Genomic DNA, 17,044 nt, shown 5'->3' with positions numbered 1-17,044 from the left:
AAAGGTCAACCCGTTTCTGGACTGACCTTTTAACGCAATGCTTAATAACTAAGATTATGCGTTTTCGTTTTGTGCCGCTTGAATCGCAGTCAATGCAACAGTGTAAACAATATCGTCTACCAGTGCGCCACGAGATAAGTCGTTAACAGGTTTGCGCATACCCTGCAGCATCGGACCGATAGAGACCAAGTCAGCAGAACGTTGCACTGCTTTATAGGTGGTATTACCTGTGTTCAGGTCTGGGAAGATAAACACAGTTGCTTTACCTGCAACAGGCGAGTTTGGCGCTTTAGATTTAGCCACATCTGCCATTACCGCAGCATCGTACTGTAACGGGCCGTCGATCATCAGATCAGGGCGTTTTTCTTGCGCTAAGCGAGTTGCTTCACGTACTTTCTCAACATCACTACCTGCACCAGAATTACCCGTAGAGTAAGAGATCATCGCAACGCGAGGCTCGATGCCAAAGGCTTTTGCTGAATCCGCAGATTGAATTGCGATTTCAGATAGTTGCTCTGCTGTTGGATCTGGGTTAATCGCACAGTCACCATAAACAAACACTTGCTCTGGCAGCAACATAAAGAATACAGAAGAAACTAATGAGCTACCCGGCGCAGTTTTGATTAACTGTAGTGGTGGACGAATGGTGTTTGCAGTGGTGTGAACTGCACCAGAGACCAGACCATCCACTTCGCCTTTTTCCAGCATCAATGTGCCCAGAACAACGTTATCTTCCAGTTGTTCACGAGCAACAACTTCAGTCATACCTTTGCTTTTACGCAGTTCCACTAAACGTGCAACATATTCTTCGCGAACTTTAATTGGGTCAACGATTTCGATGCCAGCGCCTAATTCGATACCTTGAGATGTCGCAACGCGGCGGATATCATCAGGATTACCTAACAATACGCAGGTCGCGATACCACGTTCAGCACAAATCGATGCCGCTTTAACGGTACGTGGCTCATCACCTTCAGGCAGGACGATACGTTTACCTGCTTTACGAGCCAGTTCAGTTAATTGGTAACGGAATGCAGGAGGAGACAGACGGTTAGGGCGCTCAGAATCAGCAACCAGAGATTCAATCCAGTTACTGCTAATGTGGCGAGCCACATAGTTTTGAATTTTTTCGATACGCTCATGGTCATCAGCTGGAACTTCAAGGCTGAAGCTTTGCAGATTCAGCGAAGTTTGCCATGTGTTACTATTCACCATAAACACAGGTAAGCCCGTTTCGAATGCTTGTTCACAAAGTTTGCGAATAGGTGCATCGATATCATAGCCACCAGTTAATAAGATAGCCCCGATTTCTACGCCATTCATTGCAGCTAAAGAGGCTGAAACTAGTACGTCAGGACGGTCCGCAGAGGTGACTAATAATGAGCCTGGGCGGAAGTGTTCTAGCATGTGTGGAATGCTACGTGCGCAAAAAGTGACGGATTTTACACGGCGAGTATTGATTTCACCTTCGTTCACGACCTGTGCATTTAAGTGTTTTGCCATATCGATTGCACGAGTGGCAATCAGGTCAAAGTTCCAAGGAATTGATGCTAATACTGGCAGATTTAAACACTCAAGCGCTTTGGCATCGATATTTGCCACTGTCGCTTTGGTAGAATCATCAAAAATTTCAGACAGGTCAGGGCGAGTACGGCCTTGCTCATCCACAGGTGCGTTAACTTTATTAACAATAACACCGATGATGCTTTCGTTACGTTGACCACCGAATTCGTTACGAACTAGCTCTAAACGCTCTTGCATTTGTTGGATTGAGCTATTGCCTGGAGCCGTAACGAATACAATTTCAGCGCCTAAGGTTTTGGCAATTTCGTAGTTCAGTGATTGTGCAAAAGAGTGCTTGCGAGTTGGGACTAAACCTTCGATCAGGATTACTTCTGCATTTTTGGTGTGTTCGTGGTAGCGCGCCACGATCTCTTCCATCAGAATGTCTTTCTTCGATGAGGTTAGCAGAGACTCAACATATTCCATTGTTAAAGGCTCAACAATGGTCGTGATGCTGGAGTGTGAACGTAAAACTTCGGTGGTTTGGTCTTTATTACCGGAAACGCGTGGTTGTGCGATAGGTTTAAACACGCTCAGCTGGACACCTTTTTGTTCCATTGAGCGGACGACACCCAGACTAACGCTGGTTAAACCAACGCTGGTGCCAGTAGGAATTAGCATAATTGTACGGGACACAGGAACCTCGTTTTTTGGTTACTCTTAAGCAGTACCGCCAGCATAAGGCTGGCGGCAAGAAAGTCTTTATGCTGTTAAGCGTGCAGCATCTTGGGCAATCACCAACTCTTCATTGGTTGGGATAACCAGTGCCGGACGGCTGTTATCGGTGGTGATAACACCTTCTTTACCGAAACGTGCTGCTAAGTTGCGTTCGTGGTCATATTCGAAACCAAGGATTGCCAGTTTCTTCAGCGTAATTTCACGCACTTGCGCAGAGTTTTCACCGATACCGCCAGTGAAGATGATTGCATCAAGACGACCTTCCATTAGCGCGCTGTACGCACCAACATATTTTGCTAAACGGTGGCAGAACACATCCATTGCGCGGGTTGCATCTGCTTTGGTGCCGTAGTTATCTTCAACATAACGGCAGTCGCTAGTCACGCCAGTTAAGCCCAGTAAGCCAGATTCTTTGGTCAGCATTTTGTTGATTTGGTCAACGCTCATGCCTAATGAATCATGTAAGTGGAAAATAATCGCAGGGTCGATATCGCCGCTACGAGTACCCATTACTAAGCCTTCTAATGGAGTTAAACCCATTGATGTATCAACACATTTACCGTTAACGATAGCCGATACTGAACCACCATTACCTAAATGGCAAGTGATAACGTTCAGTTCATCAACTGGCTTGTTCAGTTTTTTCGCAGCTTCTCGAGAAACGTAGAAATGGCTAGTACCGTGCGCACCATAACGACGGATGCTGTGCTCGGAATATAATTCGTATGGCAGTGCATACAGGTAAGCTTCTTCAGGCATTGTCTGATGGAATGCCGTATCGAATACTGCTACGTTTTTCGTGATCAGATGAGGGAATGATTTTCTCGCCTCTTCAATACCGATAAGGTGGGCAGGGTTATGTAACGGTGCAAATGGGATTGCAGCTTTAATACCCGCGATAACTTCGTCATCAATAACAACAGAAGAAGTGAATTTCTCGCCACCATGAACAATACGGTGACCAATAGAGGTAATTTGTGCTGACAATTCAGGCTTAGCAGCAAGGATCGTGTTTACGATGAAATTCAGTGCTTCGCTATGCGCAGCGCCTGCACCTAAAGGTGCCTCATGTTTTTCACCGTCCATTTTCCATTTAATGCGAGCTTCAGGCAAATTAAAACATTCAGCTAAACCTGATAGAAATTCATCTCCATTAGTCGGATCGATGATTGCAAATTTCAGTGAGGAGCTACCGCAGTTTAAAACCAGTACCAGCTTACTTGACATGGAAATACCTATCTTAGTTGATGTTGTGAAGCCCGTTATGAGGACACACAGACTTAGTTGAAAAATGTAAGTCGCTAGAGCCTAGCGCATTTATATCCGACCAATTCATGATTGATATCATGATATGTGCAAAAAAGTACATGGATCGATGATTTTACAGGGTTTTCTCGCGAAAACGTTACGTAATACGGTTAAGTAACTGTGAAAAATAAGTCACGGTATCGTATTGAAATAGCGCGCAGAACCCCAATATATCACTGTTGTTTACTTATTAAAGAGAACTATTAAGTAACATAGTTCGGCAGTAATTCTAATTACGGTCGATTCTACTAAAACTATTTTATATTTTATACGTTTTTTTTAAAAATAAGGTGTTTGGTTGATTAAAATCATAAATGCCATATAAAGGGTAGTTATAGCGGTGAGTTACGTATTCAAGAGAATAGCGGGTTTCATTTAAGTTAGCTTGATTAACGCTAAATTTGTGAAAATTAACTTAAAAACTGAGTGTGCGTTCACACTCAATTTGACGTAAGCTAGCCATAGATTGATATTGTTTTTGTGATGGCAGTTGGAAATCAATCGAAGTGGAAAATTAATAGTAGTAGGGAATTAATTGATGAGCACAATGCAGAGTACCCCTCCGGGTTTTTTTAAACGCTTCAGATTAGGTAATCACTATCTGAAGGTTTTCCCTATGGAAAAAAAGCTAACGCCACTGTTTCCTGAACTACGTATCAATAAAGCGATTCGGTTTGGGATCCGCTTTATGCCGCCCATTGCGATATTTACGCTGGCTTGGCAAATTGCGTTAGGCGGGCAGTTAGGTCCAGCTGTCGCTACGGCGTTATTTGCGTGTAGCTTGCCAATGCAAGGATTATGGTGGTTAGGTAAGCGTGCCGTAACGCCGTTACCGGCTGGATTATTAAGCTGGTTCTATGAAATTCGAGATAAATTTACTGCAGCGGGAATTGCGATGACGCCCGTTGAGCAGCAGCCTGACTACATGGCGCTAGCCGAGCTTTTGAAAAAAGCGTTCAATCAGTTAGATCATACCTTTATGGAAGATATCTAAACGGTTCATTGAACCTTATTTAGCATTCAATTTGATAACAAACCTTTATTTAACAGTAATTAACGAAAAATAACTGTTTAGATCAATAAAAGTGATATTTAATCTGTGCATTATCAACGTTGAATGCGAAGATGACAGAAAATTATCTACGGAGAGCTGTGATGGAAATGACTAATGCTGAACGCTTAATTTTATCCAATCAATATAAAATGATGACCATGCTAGACCCGGATAACGCGGAGCGTTACCGCCGTCTGCAAACTATCATTGAGCGTGGATTTGGTTTACAAATGCGCGAGCTGGATAGGGATTTTGGTGAACTCAGCGAGCAAACGTGTCGTACGGTTATTGACGTGATGGAAATGTACCATGCGCTGCAAGTTTCTTATGGCAATATGGAAGATAAACATGGTGTGGATGGCCGTCGTGTGCAATTTTTGGGCTTTGATGCCGCAACTGAAGCGCGTTATCTGAGTTATGTGCGCTTTATGGTCAATACAGAAGGGCGCTACACCCATTTCGATAGTGGGACTCATGGCTTTAACTCACAAACACCAATGTGGGATAAATATTTAAGAATGCTGAAAATTTGGCAAGCTTGTCCTCGTCAATATCACCTTTCAGCAGTTGAAGTTTCTCAAATTCTCAATGCTTAACCTCTCTCTTTAGGTGGATGCATTTACGTCTTGTATTAGGCAGCATGATTTTCTAAAAAAGGGTTTGATGTGAAGTTAAAAGCAAAAGGTTTTTTATTCGATCTCGATGGAACGTTGGCGGATTCACTCGCTGTTGTTGAGCGCTGTTGGTGTTTATTCGGCGATAGAATTGGCGAAGATAAACAAGCAATTATCGACTATATCCATGGAAAACCTGCAATGACCACATTGCGTCATTTCCTGCCTAATGCAAGCGAAGAAGAGCTACAAAGCCATTTTCGTTGGTTAGAGAAAATGGAAAGCGAAGATATGGACGGCGTTGTTGCACTGCCAGGTGCAATAGCGCTGTTATCTTTACTCAATACATTAGGTGCCCCTTGGGCGATTGTGACATCGGGTACAGTGCCAATTGCTCACGGACGCCGAGCAGCAGCGGGTTTACCTGAACCTAAACATTGGGTCACGTTTGAAAAAGTGTCTAAAGGCAAGCCAGACCCAGAGCCTTTCCAATTAGGGGCGAAAAGCCTCGAATTACCTCCTGACGAGTGCATTGCTTTTGAAGATGCGCCAGCGGGGATCCATGCAGCATTAAGTGCGGGTTGCCAAGTTATTGCGGTTCATGCTCCTGAAGGCATGCCAAGACGAGATGAAATCTCTGCAATTATTAGTACATTAGAACAAATTTCCGTGACTGGTCCTGACGATAGTGGCTATTTTGAGCTTTTCGTGTCGAAAAACGTCTAATTGCGATCTAATCAAAGAAATCCTCTGAAAAACATGGTTAACTAACTAAAATCTTTAGCCTGTTTTTTTTCGTCGAAAGGGGATATTTTGAACGGAGAATTGCTGTGGGTACTAACCCTACTATTGATCGCGGTTGTTCTATTTACTACCAATAAAGTCCGCATGGATGTAGTTGCCTTGTTAGTGATTGTGGCGTTTGTATTAAGCGACACACTGACCTTACAACAGGCAACGGCGGGTTTTTCGGATCCAAACGTTTTGTTGATTGCGGCTCTATTTGTCATCGGTGATGGTCTGGTTCGTACCGGAATTGCCTACCAAATGGGGGAGTGGCTCGTTCGAGTTGCAGGCAGCAGCGAAAGTAAAATGCTGGTATTTTTAATGATGACGGTGGCGGGGCTCGGTGCATTTATGAGCTCCACTGGCGTGGTCGCTATCTTTATTCCGGTGGTGCTCAGTGTCGCAGCACGGATGAAAACCTCTCCTAGTCGATTAATGATGCCGCTGGGCTTTGCTGGCTTAATCAGCGGCATGATGACATTAGTCGCAACGCCGCCCAACATGGTGGTCAACAGCGAATTAGTTCGCGAAGGATTACCCAGCTTTAAATTTTTCTCAATTACCCCGATAGGGCTGCTTATTTTAATCGCCGGTATTGGTTACATGTGGCTGACTCGTCGCTGGTTGGGCAGCAATGAACCGGATAAACAACCCGTTAAATACCAACGTAGTTTCCGTGATCTGATCCGCGATTATAAACTGGCAGGGCGTGCCCGCCGATTAGCTATTCGTAAAGGGTCTTCACTGATTGGACACACGCTTGATGAGCTTCATTTACGTTCCCGTTATGGTGCAAACGTCGTGGGGATTGAGCGTTGGCGTAAGTTTCGTCGAGTGATGGTGAGTGCAACAGGGGGAACTGAGTTACGCGAGCGCGATGTTTTGCTGATTGATATTTCAGTGACTGACGATGAACTGCGCCAATTTTGCAGTGAACAACTTCTTGAGCCGATGATCTTGCGCGGGGATTATTTTTCCGAGCAATCACGAGATGTGGGGATGGCGGAAGTTTCCATGAACCCAGACTCAGAATTGTTGGGTAAAAGTTTACGAGAGATTAAATTTCGTACCCGATATGGCTTAAACGTCGTTGGGATCCGCCGTGATGGAAAGGCCCTTGATGGAAAGCTAGTGGATGAATCTCTGCGTTTAGGGGATATTCTCTTAGTGATAGGGGATTGGAAACTTATTCGAGTCCTTTCGACCAAACCACGTAATTTTATCGTATTGAACTTAGCCGCCGAAGTTGAGGCCGTTGCCCCGGCAGCCTCACAAGCCCCACATGCGTTATTTTGCCTCGCACTCATGGTGGCGATGATGGTCACCAATGAAATTCCTAATTTTATTGCGGCATTAATTGCCTGCTTATTAATGGGGAAATTTCGTTGTATTGATATGGAAAGTGCGTATAAATCAATTCACTGGCCGAGCATTATTTTGATTGTAGGTATGATGCCATTTGCTATCGCTTTACAGGAAACTGGGGGGATAGCCCTAGCGGTAGATGCATTGATGAAGGTTGCTGGCGGATTGGGACCTCATGTGATGTTACTGTGCCTGTTTATCTTGTGTGCCACCATTGGATTATTTATTTCTAATACCGCAACAGCGGTACTCATGGCTCCTATTGCGATTGCCGCCGCGCATCAAATGGAAGTCTCTCCATTGCCTTTTGCTATGGTGATTGGTATTGCGGCATCCGCTGCATTTATGACACCTGTTTCTTCCCCTGTGAATACATTGGTATTGGGCCCTGGCGGTTATAAATTTGCAGATTTTCTGAAAATCGGTGTGCCATTTACGATTATCGTTATGTTCATCAGTGTGGCCGTGATCCCTGTTTTATTCCCTTTTTGAACAATAATAGGTTCTAACAAATAGAGCCTATTACATCATGAAAAGTAATAACCATAATTAACAGTATCAAAATAAAAAGATACTGCTAATTATGGTTGTTTTTATTTCAATGGAAAATTTGTAGTCTATTTCTGTAAATTAATTTTATATACCGGAGATATTATGAATATTACATTACCAAAAACAGGGTTTGTTACATTAGAAAATTACTGGGGTGAACATCTCAAGCGTGTACATTTATCTCATACAGGATTTTTGACTAAAGTCAGAACGCACTTTGATATGCCTGATGGTGCTATTTATAAGGATGCATTAATATTTCAATATCAATTAGGTATTGGTTCGCCAAAAGACTATTGGTATATGGAAATTGAAACATTATCTGGGGAAAAATATAGAACAAAAAATAATTTCTATTGTTCCATAAGTGAAGAGGATAAAGGGCAAGTTACAATAGGCATGAATGGAGAAGAAAAAACAATGTATGTCAGTTTTCCAGCATCGTCAGATTGTAAAACGAAATTGAATCTATATTAATACGAAAATTATAGATATGGGTATTATAGAAGGTAATACAGATATAGTACGTTACTATAATAGAGACATTTTTAATGATTTGCCCAATGAGCCAATATGTAAAGATATATTTTCATTTAAATATGAAGTAGGTTTATCTAATTAGTTGGATTATTGGTTTGTTAGATTAGAAACATTATCCGGTGAAAAATATAGAGCAAGAAGCGATTTTTCTTGTTCTATAGTGGAAGAAGATCGTGGGAAAGTGACCATTGGTATTAATGGAGATGCTAAAACGATGTATGTTCATTATCCACAATCAGCAGATTGTAAAACAAGCTTGAAACTATATTAATAACGTATTGTAGAGTATTCCATCCGATGAATAGGTAATCTAAGTTTTGATTAAGACCTAAATTGAAAGAGGTGATTAATATGAATCATGGTGAGGTCAATAGCTATGAAAAGTTTAATTATGGATATTGTAGCTTTGAAAATTATTGGGGAGAGGAGATTATTAATCTGGACTTGAAACATTATGTTTCTGGTTTTTTTGATACAAGTGTAACTCACGGCTCATTTAATCGTATCACCAACATTCAGGATAAAACACGACAAGAAAAGGCCCTGGTGATTACATATCAGAAAGTAGCAATTGATAAATATGATTATTGGGATATTGCTTTTGAGACTAAAAGCGGGAAGATATTTAAGACTAAAAATAATTTTTATTGCTCAATCTCTTTTCTGGATTCAGAGTATATAACACTAGGTGTTAATGGTGAGGAAAAAACTTTTTATGTCAGTTTTTCGTCATCTAGTGGCTGTAGTACCAAATTAATCGAAGTGATTTAAAGTTAAAGTTAAAGTTAGGTGATACTCCTATTCATAATTTCATGAATTTAATTGCTAACATTTAATCTTTTTTCTTAATTTCAATTTTGTTAATTTAATCTGGAATGTCATTATTTTTTAAAATAAGGAATAGGTATGAATGGCCGAGGATACCGAGCGGAAATGAGGTTCTGCTCTTCTGTTATGGATTATGGTTATCCGAAAGTTACTTTAGGCGTTAATGATGATAAAAAATGCTGATAGTGAATTTTCAAGTTCTAGCGGTTGTAGTACTAAGTTAAGCTAAAAAATAGCATAGTTAAAATGGAGGGAGTTTATTGCTTTTTGAATTATAAACTCTCGATATATAAAATATTATCTAACACAATAAGTTAACTTATATTAGAGGTTTTATGGGAATTAGGTTACCAAAATCAGGTTTTATAACATTAGAAAACTATTGAGGAGAAATGTTTTCTAGTGCCTATATAAAACATAGAGGTTTTTTAACTAAATCTTGCATGCATTTTAATGTGCTAAATCAAGCGACGTATCATCAAACATTGATTTTTCAATACCAGTTAGGATGGGTGGCACCAAAAGATTATTAGTATATGGAAGTAGAAACTTTAGATGGTAAGAAATATAAAAATAAAGAGAGTTTTTATTGTTCTATTGCAGATGAAGATAAAGGTGAAGTGACTATTGGTGTTAATGGTGAAGCCCGCTCAATGTATGTTCATTTCCCTAAATCATCAGATTGTAAAACGAGCCTTAATTTTTATGAATAAGGCATAATTATTAAATTTTGACATTAGGAGGAAATATGGAATTTATTAAAACAAAAAAAGGAATTGCAACATTTGAAAATTTCTGGGGTGAGGAATTAAAATCTGTTTTTTTGCGCCATACATCACTAAGAACTTCAGAAATAACATTGGCCCACATTGCTGATAAGCAGATTATTCCAGATGCTTTAGAATTTATTTATCAAAGAGGAATTGGAAAATCATCAGATTATTGGTTTATTAGAATAGAGACGGCAAGTGGTCGAAAGTATCAATCAACTCATGGATTTAGTTGCTCGATTTATGATGAAGACGAAGGAAGAGTGATCCTCGGTGTTAATGGAGAGTCAGAACGACTCTATGTGAGTTATTTAGCCTCAGGTGATTGTTCAACTGAAATGAATGTAATTTAATGAGTCATGATTTCTGTAGTTAAAAATTGAACTATGAATATACTAATAATGTAGTGGGGAGTGATAAATGCATAAAGAAAATGAAGTATATTGTTCATTTACAAATAATTGGGGTGAAGATATATCGTTGGTTAAGTTATCCCATTGGTTAACAAGTACAGATAGCTTAGGAAAAAGAGAATTTGTAACTCAAACAATTAATTTTATGTCAGATGGCGCAACGATAGAAAGAGTGTTAGTTTTTCCATTTCGTAAAAATATCGAACTGTGTAATGATGAACAATATGACGCAAATGGTTTTTGCGCTATTGCTGATAATATAGATAATTGGGATATCACACTAGAAACAAACTCGGGTAAAATATATAAGCCGGTCGGTGAATGCATATGCTCATTATGGTATGGTGATAATAATAATTATATTAATTTAGGTGTTGATAGGGACGATAAAAAGTTCTATGTGAATTTTTCAAATTATTCGGGCTGTTATATTTATTTGAAACAGGTTAACTAATTTCAGGTGTTATAGCTGAGTGATTTAAATAAAGGAATGAGGGATTTCATTCCTTGTATTTAATTTAATGGCTAATTTCATCTAAGGATAGTGTAAAACTGGGAACAAAAGTTTTCATAAAATAGTCCATTTCTGGGCTTTTTCTTTCTTCTAGCATTTTTTCCAGACGTTTTTTGGCTAGCTTAAATTCGCTATTTCCGGCGGAAAGCTCTTCTAAACACTTTAAATAAGCACAAAGCGTATCTGCTTGTTTCACAATAAAGTGCTCTTCTTCAGATTGCAGTTCTTCCATGAGCAAGCATTTAAAATCCTCTTGCAACTCTTCTGGCAACATATCGAGTAGCTTTTGCTGCGCGAATTTTTCTATTTTCTTGTATTCGTGTGCAATTTGCTGATTGTGATACTTAATTGGGGTTGGTAAATCGCCAGTGATAACTTCACTAGCATCATGATATAAGGCGAATAAAGCGATTTTCTCGGGGTTAACATTACCAGAAAATTTGCGATTTTTAATAATCGCTAGGGCGTGAGCAACCATCGCAACTTGTAAACTGTGTTCGGAAACATTTTCGGTACGAACATTACGCATTAATGGCCAGCGATGAATAAGTTTCATTCTAGCAAGGTGGGCGAAAAAGTAGCTCATAATTCCTCTTCTTTGATCCGATGATAACCAAAATTATATCTCAAAATTTATGAGGTTGGTAAGTTTATTGTGTCAGGGAATTAATTGGTTTTTTTTAGAAAAAGCTAATAAAAACAATTGATTTTAGATTATTTAAATACCGCTATGATGAGATTCTATCTAAAAAGAGGAATGTATGACGATGCAAAAATTAAGTGGTGGTATTGCCTCATTTGAAAACCATTGGGGGGAAGAGATATTGATGGCCAATTTGCGGCATACTTCAATTAGGGAGGCTTCAATTTCGCTTGGGGGGATACAAAATAATGAGCTGATTGAGAATGCATTTGAATATGTTATTCAACATGATGTTGGACAAACAGATGATTACTGGCGTGTTCATATTGTCACGGCATCGGGTTCTTATACTACGCCAGAGGGTTTTTTGTGTTCAATTGGTGAGGAGGATAAAAAAATTGGGCGGGTTAAATTATCTGTTGACGGTAAAAATAAGCAATTAAATGTTTCATATCCAGTATCCGGGACTTTTTCGGTAAAAATGTCTCTATATTAGTCCGTTTTTTATCAAAAAAATTTCTTTTACAGGAAATAGCGATGAAAACATTCAATCCAAGATTGATATTTATTACTTTTGAAAATTTTTGGTATGAGGATTTGAAAGTCGTTAAATTTAAACATCATTCGCTCTACCAGAAGCCCACTAACTTTGAAATTTATAACCTAAAGCTGGGTGAAAAAAGACATAAAGCGGGCCACGCAGAGTACGCCGGTTTCCATGATTATTGGTTCTTAGAATTTGAGACTGTGAGTGGTGAGCGCTATTTAACGAAAGATAATTTTTATTGTGATATCACGGAAGAGGATGAAGATCCTGTGATTCTTGGCGTTAATGGTGATGCCAAAACAATGTATGTGGCATTTACACATTCTAGTGGCTGTAGCACGCGGTTAATTCGTAGATAGTGTTAATTAGATAAGTTAGTAAGTCAATCTTATAAAGACGCTCTTAAATAGATCTAAATTTAATTTAGTAGTCGAATAATTGATATAAGATAATAATGATTTATAATCACCAGCGATCACTCCAAATTATCAGTAAATCGAGGTTTTTATGAAATACTTTCCAGTAATATTAGTGTTGTTTTTTCTTGCGGCGGTATATCTTATTTCTATTATTTGACTATCAAATAATGATTATCGAATTAAGAGGTTTGAATATGTAACGAATAAAGTAGCTCTTCCAGAGCTATTTTATTTCTCGGTTAAATATTAATTGTATTTCTACTCATTAACGTATTTAAAGTAATTTTAATTATAAATTAAGTTGTTTTAACTAACTAAATAAAGTGGATGCTAATAAAGGAGAAGATAATATGATGAATGGCAAAAAAGGATTAGGTTCAATTGAAAATTATTGGGGAACTAAAGTAAGCACAATTTATATCACACACAAATCGAGCGGCTCAGAAAAAACAGAAGGCTCTGTTAACGATATAGAGCACGGTGAGAAAGTAGACTATCAATTTTATTTTTATTATCGGCTAGGTTTGTTTTCGCCATTAGACTATTGGAAAGTGATGGTACATACCATGGATGGCAAAATATACTCTACCAATGGTTATTTCACTTGTTCAATCAAGGATGAGGATAATGGAAAAGCTATTATCGGTATCAATGGCGAGGCCAAAACTGCCTATGTTGCTTTTCCGAAGTCAGGCAGTTGCTCTGAAAAACTAATACAGATTAGATGATTATCTTCGGCGAAATTTAGACATTAAACTGGAGATAGTAGGATTCAATGTCAATGATTCACACTATTTTTTATTTTAATTGCTTAGAATAATAACGCTTCATTTTATAGATAATGAAAAATAAATAGCTCACAGAGGAGCTATTTATTAATAAAAATCTTAGTCATGTTCTAATTACTGCGAATAACCTTCAAGAAAACGTCCAAATTTATTAATCGCCATCTCTAAGTCATCTGCATAAGGCAGGGTGACGATACGGAAATGGTCTGGGTGTGGCCAATTAAATGCGGTTCCCTGAACTAATAGCACTTTTTCTTGCAGTAGCAGGTCAAGGATCATTTTTTGGTCATCGTGGATATTAAAACGTTTAATATCAATTTTCGGGAACATATACAGGGCACCTTGTGGCTTAACACAGGAGACTCCTGGAATTTGGTTGATCAATTCCCATGCACGATTACGCTGCTCATATAAACGACCGCCCGGTTGGATAAATTCGCTGATACTTTGATAACCACCTAATGCAGTTTGGATAGCATGTTGCATTGGCACGTTCGCGCATAAGCGCATAGAGGCCAGCATTTCTAAGCCTTCAATATAGCCTTTAGCATGCTTTTTCGGGCCATTTAAGACCATCCAGCCTTGGCGGAAACCTGCGACACGATAAGTTTTTGATAACCCATTAAAGGTCACAGTCAGTAAGTCGGGGGCCAGTGCTGCGATAGAGTGGTGCTGCGCATCGTCATACAGAATTTTATCGTAAATTTCGTCGGCAAAGATAATCAAACTATATTGACGAGCAATCTCGACGATTTCCATTAATAGCGCTTTGCTGTACACCGCCCCTGTTGGGTTATTTGGGTTGATGATGACAATCCCGCGGGTACGTGGGGTGATTTTCTTGCGGATATCTTCGATATCCGGCATCCAGCCTTGCTGTTCATCACATATATAGTGAACAGGATGACCACCAGATAAAGAGACGGCAGCCGTCCATAAAGGGTAATCAGGCGCGGGAATTAGCATCTCATCGCCATTGTTTAATAGCGCTTGCATTGCTTGAACGATTAGTTCAGAAACACCGTTACCAATATAGACATCTTCAACCGTCATATCGTGGATATCACGGGCTTGGTAGTGTTGAACTATTGCTTTACGCGCGGAATATAAGCCTTTGGAGTCACAGTAACCTTGCGAGCTTGGCAGATTGCGTAGGACATCAACGAGGATCTCATCAGGTGCTTCAAAGCCAAAAGGTGCCGGGTTACCAATGTTCAGTTTTAGGACTTTATTACCATCTTCTTCTAAGCGTTTTGCTTCTTTTAAAACTGGCCCGCGAATGTCATAGCAAACATTATCAAGCTTATTGGATTTCATTATCGTATTCATGGTTCTCTCATTACCCTAACGGGCTCGCAATCATAGGGGACTTCCGGCATTACTATCTACTGTACTCCTCCCTCGGAAGCTTTTGAAGATGCTAGATAATTTTTGGTGCAAAAGGTTGGTTTAGACATAAATCAGATATATGCTATCTTAAAGTATTGAATAAGTCAGATGATGGTTCTAGTTATGGCTTTTAAGTCAGAATCTAATTCTGATAATCATCGTAGTTTTGGAGTGTGTCAGTGAATGAGTCGTCATAAATAATGAAAAAGTTACGTAATGACAAAGTGACAAAAATTGTATCACTCTGTAAGTTTGTACCTTAAATCATTAAATTAAAAATAAATTTAACTATTGGCAGAGGCTTTTTTGGGGTTTTTTGGCTTTTTTTGTTAGCAATATTGATTATTTTAATGAGAATATTCTTAGTGAAACCGTGGTTATAATGTTTAGTGTATTGATAATTAATAAAATTGTTAATTTACATCATATGTTACATAAAGAGCTTACATTAAAATAATTGCAACTACATTAAATATGTTACTATTTAGTCTTCTTCAATTATTTCGTGCTTATTGAGTTTTATGTTAATCAACCTCGCTTTAATTGATAGAAATTTAAAACACTAATTGGATAATTGAGCTGTTTAAGTTAATTATCAAATAGATGTAGCAATATAGAGTATTGAATACCATAAATGCAAATCTACGGATTAGAAATGCAAAAAGTTGGATTATTTTTAAGACTCGCTGATTCTCACGGAGGAGAGCAGAAACACCAGGTATCATAAAATTATATAAAGAGAATGTACGATGATAAATTCCAATCGTCCCATAATGAACTTAGATCTCGATTTACTACGCACATTTGTCGCAGTGGCTGATCTTAATACTTTTGCCGCTGCTGCTGCCGCAGTATGTCGAACCCAGTCCGCTGTTAGTCAGCAGATGCAACGTTTAGAGCAATTAGTTGGTCGTGAATTATTTGCACGTCACGGGCGTAATAAGTTGTTAACTGCCCATGGTCTGCAATTACTCGGCTATGCGAGACAGATTTTACGCGCTAATGATGATGCCACCGCATCTTTGACTTATAACGATGCAGATGGTGAATTGCGTATCGGGGCATCCGACGATACAGTCGATATCTTATTACCTTTCTTACTAAACCGTATTGCCTCCGTATTTCCACGCATCGCGGTAGAAGTGAGAATTAAACGTGCTCAGTTTATTGAGTCAATGTTAGATAATCATGAAATTGATTTAGCATTAACGACAACCCGTATTCCCCAGCACCCAAAAACAGCATTAAGAACTGTCCCGATTTTATGGCACAGCGCCCCTGATTTTCAGTTACGCCCAAATGAGCCAATCCCATTGGTTGTCATGGATGAAACTAACCCATACCGTAAGTTATGTACTCATGCATTAGATGAAGTGGGCTTACCGTGGCATGTGGCTTATGAAGCGGCATCATTACCTGCTGTTCGTGCAGCGGTGAATGCTGAAGTTGGGGTGACTGCACGTCCAATGGAAATGCAAAATGCGGATCTGCGTATTTTAGGCGAGTCAGATGGCTTACCTCGCTTGCCAGATATTCAGTACTGGCTATATAAAAATGCGGATGAGCAAAAAGATTTCGTGCTCACTGTCTTTAATGCGATTGAAAACAAAAAAATCTCTTATTCCGTTGCTGAGCAAGTTGAGAACAGCGCTCAATAAGATAGAGGTTTGTCCTTATCGGTAAAATAGGATTTTTATCAAAGATAAGTGACAAGCTAACCAAAATATATTTATCCGGCTGAGTCAGTTAATTCTGGCTCAGCCGTTTTTTTTCCATCGATATCCATCCTTAAAACCTACCTGACTATTTTACGCATTTATATTGTTATCAAATTGTTTTTAACTGAAATTTACTGACCGTACTCATTAAGTGGTTAATCGGGAAGGAAGGGGATTTTGACAGTACGATATTTCACTTAAAGTTCAGGTGACAAAATAGTGAACAATGTTTCTGCTCAATAGGTGACAAAATACACGAATTAACCACTTATTAAGTATGGATTTACGCGTAAGAGCATGAAATAATTGTGATGTATACGGCATAACATGAAATTCATTAGTTAGTTAACGATATGTTACGTCGTTAACAATATTTATTTGCTGAATTGATAAAATAGCTGAGAGTAGTCATAGGCTTAGTAGGGCTGATGAATAAAAATTCGTTACTGCCTCTTAAATTAAATTCGGATGTTATGTAAACAAATTGAGTATTTTTTCAATAAATCTGTGCGTTAGATCAAATAAAAAGCACATTTTTTCGTCTGTTAAGACAGG

The 17,044-nt window shown here is 39.0% G+C and carries 17 protein-coding genes; 13 read left to right on the top strand and 4 right to left on the bottom strand.

Annotated elements, in window-relative coordinates:
* Window positions 1–54: 54 nt before the first annotated feature.
* The gene (gene pta, locus LDO73_RS11330) at window positions 55–2,184 is read right to left on the bottom strand and encodes a phosphate acetyltransferase (RefSeq protein WP_224061177.1); all 2,130 of its coding nucleotides are present in this window, start codon (window positions 2,182–2,184) and stop codon (window positions 55–57) included.
* Between the two features lie 81 nt (window positions 2,185–2,265).
* Window positions 2,266–3,468 (bottom strand): acetate kinase, encoded by a 1,203-nt coding sequence (gene ackA, locus LDO73_RS11325; RefSeq protein ID WP_224057968.1) that lies wholly within the window; start codon window positions 3,466–3,468, stop codon window positions 2,266–2,268.
* 619 nt (window positions 3,469–4,087) lie between these two features.
* On the opposite strand from ackA, the gene yfbV reads away from it, so the two are divergent.
* The 9 genes from yfbV (at window position 4,088) to LDO73_RS11280 (ending at window position 10,925) form a co-directional block, all read left to right on the top strand.
* Window positions 4,088–4,543 carry a terminus macrodomain insulation protein YfbV gene (gene yfbV, locus LDO73_RS11320; RefSeq protein WP_224057967.1) on the top strand — a complete coding sequence of 152 codons (456 nt, stop codon included), beginning with the start codon at window positions 4,088–4,090 and terminating at the stop codon, window positions 4,541–4,543.
* Between the two features lie 161 nt (window positions 4,544–4,704).
* Complete coding sequence (locus LDO73_RS11315; RefSeq protein ID WP_224057966.1) at window positions 4,705–5,199, top strand: YfbU family protein; 495 nt, start codon at window positions 4,705–4,707, stop codon at window positions 5,197–5,199.
* A gap of 69 nt (window positions 5,200–5,268) precedes the next feature.
* Window positions 5,269–5,943, top strand: coding sequence for a sugar phosphatase (locus LDO73_RS11310; RefSeq protein WP_224057965.1), 675 nt, complete (start codon window positions 5,269–5,271; stop codon window positions 5,941–5,943).
* Window positions 5,944–6,030: 87 nt separating this feature from the next.
* Complete coding sequence (locus LDO73_RS11305) at window positions 6,031–7,860, top strand: SLC13 family permease (RefSeq protein ID WP_224057964.1); 1,830 nt, start codon at window positions 6,031–6,033, stop codon at window positions 7,858–7,860.
* Between the two features lie 162 nt (window positions 7,861–8,022).
* On the top strand, window positions 8,023–8,397 hold the full coding sequence (locus LDO73_RS11300) for a hypothetical protein (RefSeq protein ID WP_224057963.1): 375 nt from the start codon (window positions 8,023–8,025) through the stop codon (window positions 8,395–8,397).
* A gap of 414 nt (window positions 8,398–8,811) precedes the next feature.
* Window positions 8,812–9,231 carry a hypothetical protein gene (locus LDO73_RS11295; protein WP_224057962.1) on the top strand — a complete coding sequence of 140 codons (420 nt, stop codon included), beginning with the start codon at window positions 8,812–8,814 and terminating at the stop codon, window positions 9,229–9,231.
* Between the two features lie 593 nt (window positions 9,232–9,824).
* Window positions 9,825–10,001: a hypothetical protein gene (locus tag LDO73_RS11290; RefSeq protein WP_224057961.1), complete on the top strand. Its 177-nt coding sequence runs from the start codon at window positions 9,825–9,827 to the stop codon at window positions 9,999–10,001.
* A gap of 35 nt (window positions 10,002–10,036) precedes the next feature.
* Window positions 10,037–10,411: a hypothetical protein gene (locus LDO73_RS11285; RefSeq protein ID WP_224057960.1), complete on the top strand. Its 375-nt coding sequence runs from the start codon at window positions 10,037–10,039 to the stop codon at window positions 10,409–10,411.
* A gap of 67 nt (window positions 10,412–10,478) precedes the next feature.
* Complete coding sequence (locus LDO73_RS11280) at window positions 10,479–10,925, top strand: hypothetical protein (protein ID WP_224057959.1); 447 nt, start codon at window positions 10,479–10,481, stop codon at window positions 10,923–10,925.
* Window positions 10,926–10,989: 64 nt separating this feature from the next.
* Here LDO73_RS11280 and yfbR read toward each other — a convergent pair whose 3' ends face one another.
* On the bottom strand, window positions 10,990–11,571 hold the full coding sequence (gene yfbR / locus LDO73_RS11275) for a 5'-deoxynucleotidase (RefSeq protein ID WP_224057958.1): 582 nt from the start codon (window positions 11,569–11,571) through the stop codon (window positions 10,990–10,992).
* A gap of 175 nt (window positions 11,572–11,746) precedes the next feature.
* Here yfbR and LDO73_RS11270 point away from each other — a divergent pair, with 175 nt between their 5' ends.
* The 3 genes from LDO73_RS11270 to LDO73_RS11260 all read left to right on the top strand — a co-directional run bounded on the left by LDO73_RS11270 (window position 11,747) and on the right by LDO73_RS11260 (window position 13,322).
* A complete protein-coding gene (locus tag LDO73_RS11270) occupies window positions 11,747–12,124 on the top strand; it encodes a hypothetical protein (protein WP_224057957.1) in 378 nt (125 codons plus the stop codon).
* 41 nt (window positions 12,125–12,165) lie between these two features.
* Window positions 12,166–12,534 (top strand): hypothetical protein, encoded by a 369-nt coding sequence (locus LDO73_RS11265; protein WP_224057956.1) that lies wholly within the window; start codon window positions 12,166–12,168, stop codon window positions 12,532–12,534.
* A gap of 410 nt (window positions 12,535–12,944) precedes the next feature.
* A complete protein-coding gene (locus tag LDO73_RS11260) occupies window positions 12,945–13,322 on the top strand; it encodes a hypothetical protein (protein ID WP_224057955.1) in 378 nt (125 codons plus the stop codon).
* Window positions 13,323–13,496: 174 nt separating this feature from the next.
* Here the strand turns inward: LDO73_RS11260 and LDO73_RS11255 are convergent, their stop codons facing one another.
* Entirely contained in the window at window positions 13,497–14,711 is a 1,215-nt protein-coding gene (locus LDO73_RS11255; protein WP_224057954.1) for a pyridoxal phosphate-dependent aminotransferase, read from the bottom strand.
* A gap of 809 nt (window positions 14,712–15,520) precedes the next feature.
* Here LDO73_RS11255 and LDO73_RS11250 point away from each other — a divergent pair.
* Window positions 15,521–16,429 (top strand): LysR family transcriptional regulator, encoded by a 909-nt coding sequence (locus tag LDO73_RS11250; protein WP_224057953.1) that lies wholly within the window; start codon window positions 15,521–15,523, stop codon window positions 16,427–16,429.
* Window positions 16,430–17,044: the final 615 nt, after the last annotated feature.

The sequence above is a fragment of the Providencia alcalifaciens genome (genome assembly GCF_915403165.1).
Lineage (GTDB): Bacteria > Pseudomonadota > Gammaproteobacteria > Enterobacterales > Enterobacteriaceae > Providencia > Providencia alcalifaciens_C.
Note: the sequence above shows the minus strand (reverse complement) of the source record. Positions and strands in the feature narration are given on the sequence as shown.

Coding starts and splice junctions, on each gene's coding strand:
- pta (WP_224061177.1), bottom strand. CDS start 2,184: ATGCTAATTCCTACTGGCACCAGCGTTGGTTTAACCAGCGTTAGTCTG.
- ackA (WP_224057968.1), bottom strand. CDS start 3,468: ATGTCAAGTAAGCTGGTACTGGTTTTAAACTGCGGTAGCTCCTCACTG.
- yfbV (WP_224057967.1), top strand. CDS start 4,088: ATGAGCACAATGCAGAGTACCCCTCCGGGTTTTTTTAAACGCTTCAGA.
- LDO73_RS11315 (WP_224057966.1), top strand. CDS start 4,705: ATGGAAATGACTAATGCTGAACGCTTAATTTTATCCAATCAATATAAA.
- LDO73_RS11300 (WP_224057963.1), top strand. CDS start 8,023: ATGAATATTACATTACCAAAAACAGGGTTTGTTACATTAGAAAATTAC.
- LDO73_RS11295 (WP_224057962.1), top strand. CDS start 8,812: ATGAATCATGGTGAGGTCAATAGCTATGAAAAGTTTAATTATGGATAT.
- LDO73_RS11290 (WP_224057961.1), top strand. CDS start 9,825: ATGGAAGTAGAAACTTTAGATGGTAAGAAATATAAAAATAAAGAGAGT.
- LDO73_RS11285 (WP_224057960.1), top strand. CDS start 10,037: ATGGAATTTATTAAAACAAAAAAAGGAATTGCAACATTTGAAAATTTC.
- LDO73_RS11280 (WP_224057959.1), top strand. CDS start 10,479: ATGCATAAAGAAAATGAAGTATATTGTTCATTTACAAATAATTGGGGT.
- yfbR (WP_224057958.1), bottom strand. CDS start 11,571: ATGAGCTACTTTTTCGCCCACCTTGCTAGAATGAAACTTATTCATCGC.
- LDO73_RS11270 (WP_224057957.1), top strand. CDS start 11,747: ATGACGATGCAAAAATTAAGTGGTGGTATTGCCTCATTTGAAAACCAT.
- LDO73_RS11265 (WP_224057956.1), top strand. CDS start 12,166: ATGAAAACATTCAATCCAAGATTGATATTTATTACTTTTGAAAATTTT.
- LDO73_RS11260 (WP_224057955.1), top strand. CDS start 12,945: ATGATGAATGGCAAAAAAGGATTAGGTTCAATTGAAAATTATTGGGGA.
- LDO73_RS11255 (WP_224057954.1), bottom strand. CDS start 14,711: ATGAATACGATAATGAAATCCAATAAGCTTGATAATGTTTGCTATGAC.
- LDO73_RS11250 (WP_224057953.1), top strand. CDS start 15,521: ATGATAAATTCCAATCGTCCCATAATGAACTTAGATCTCGATTTACTA.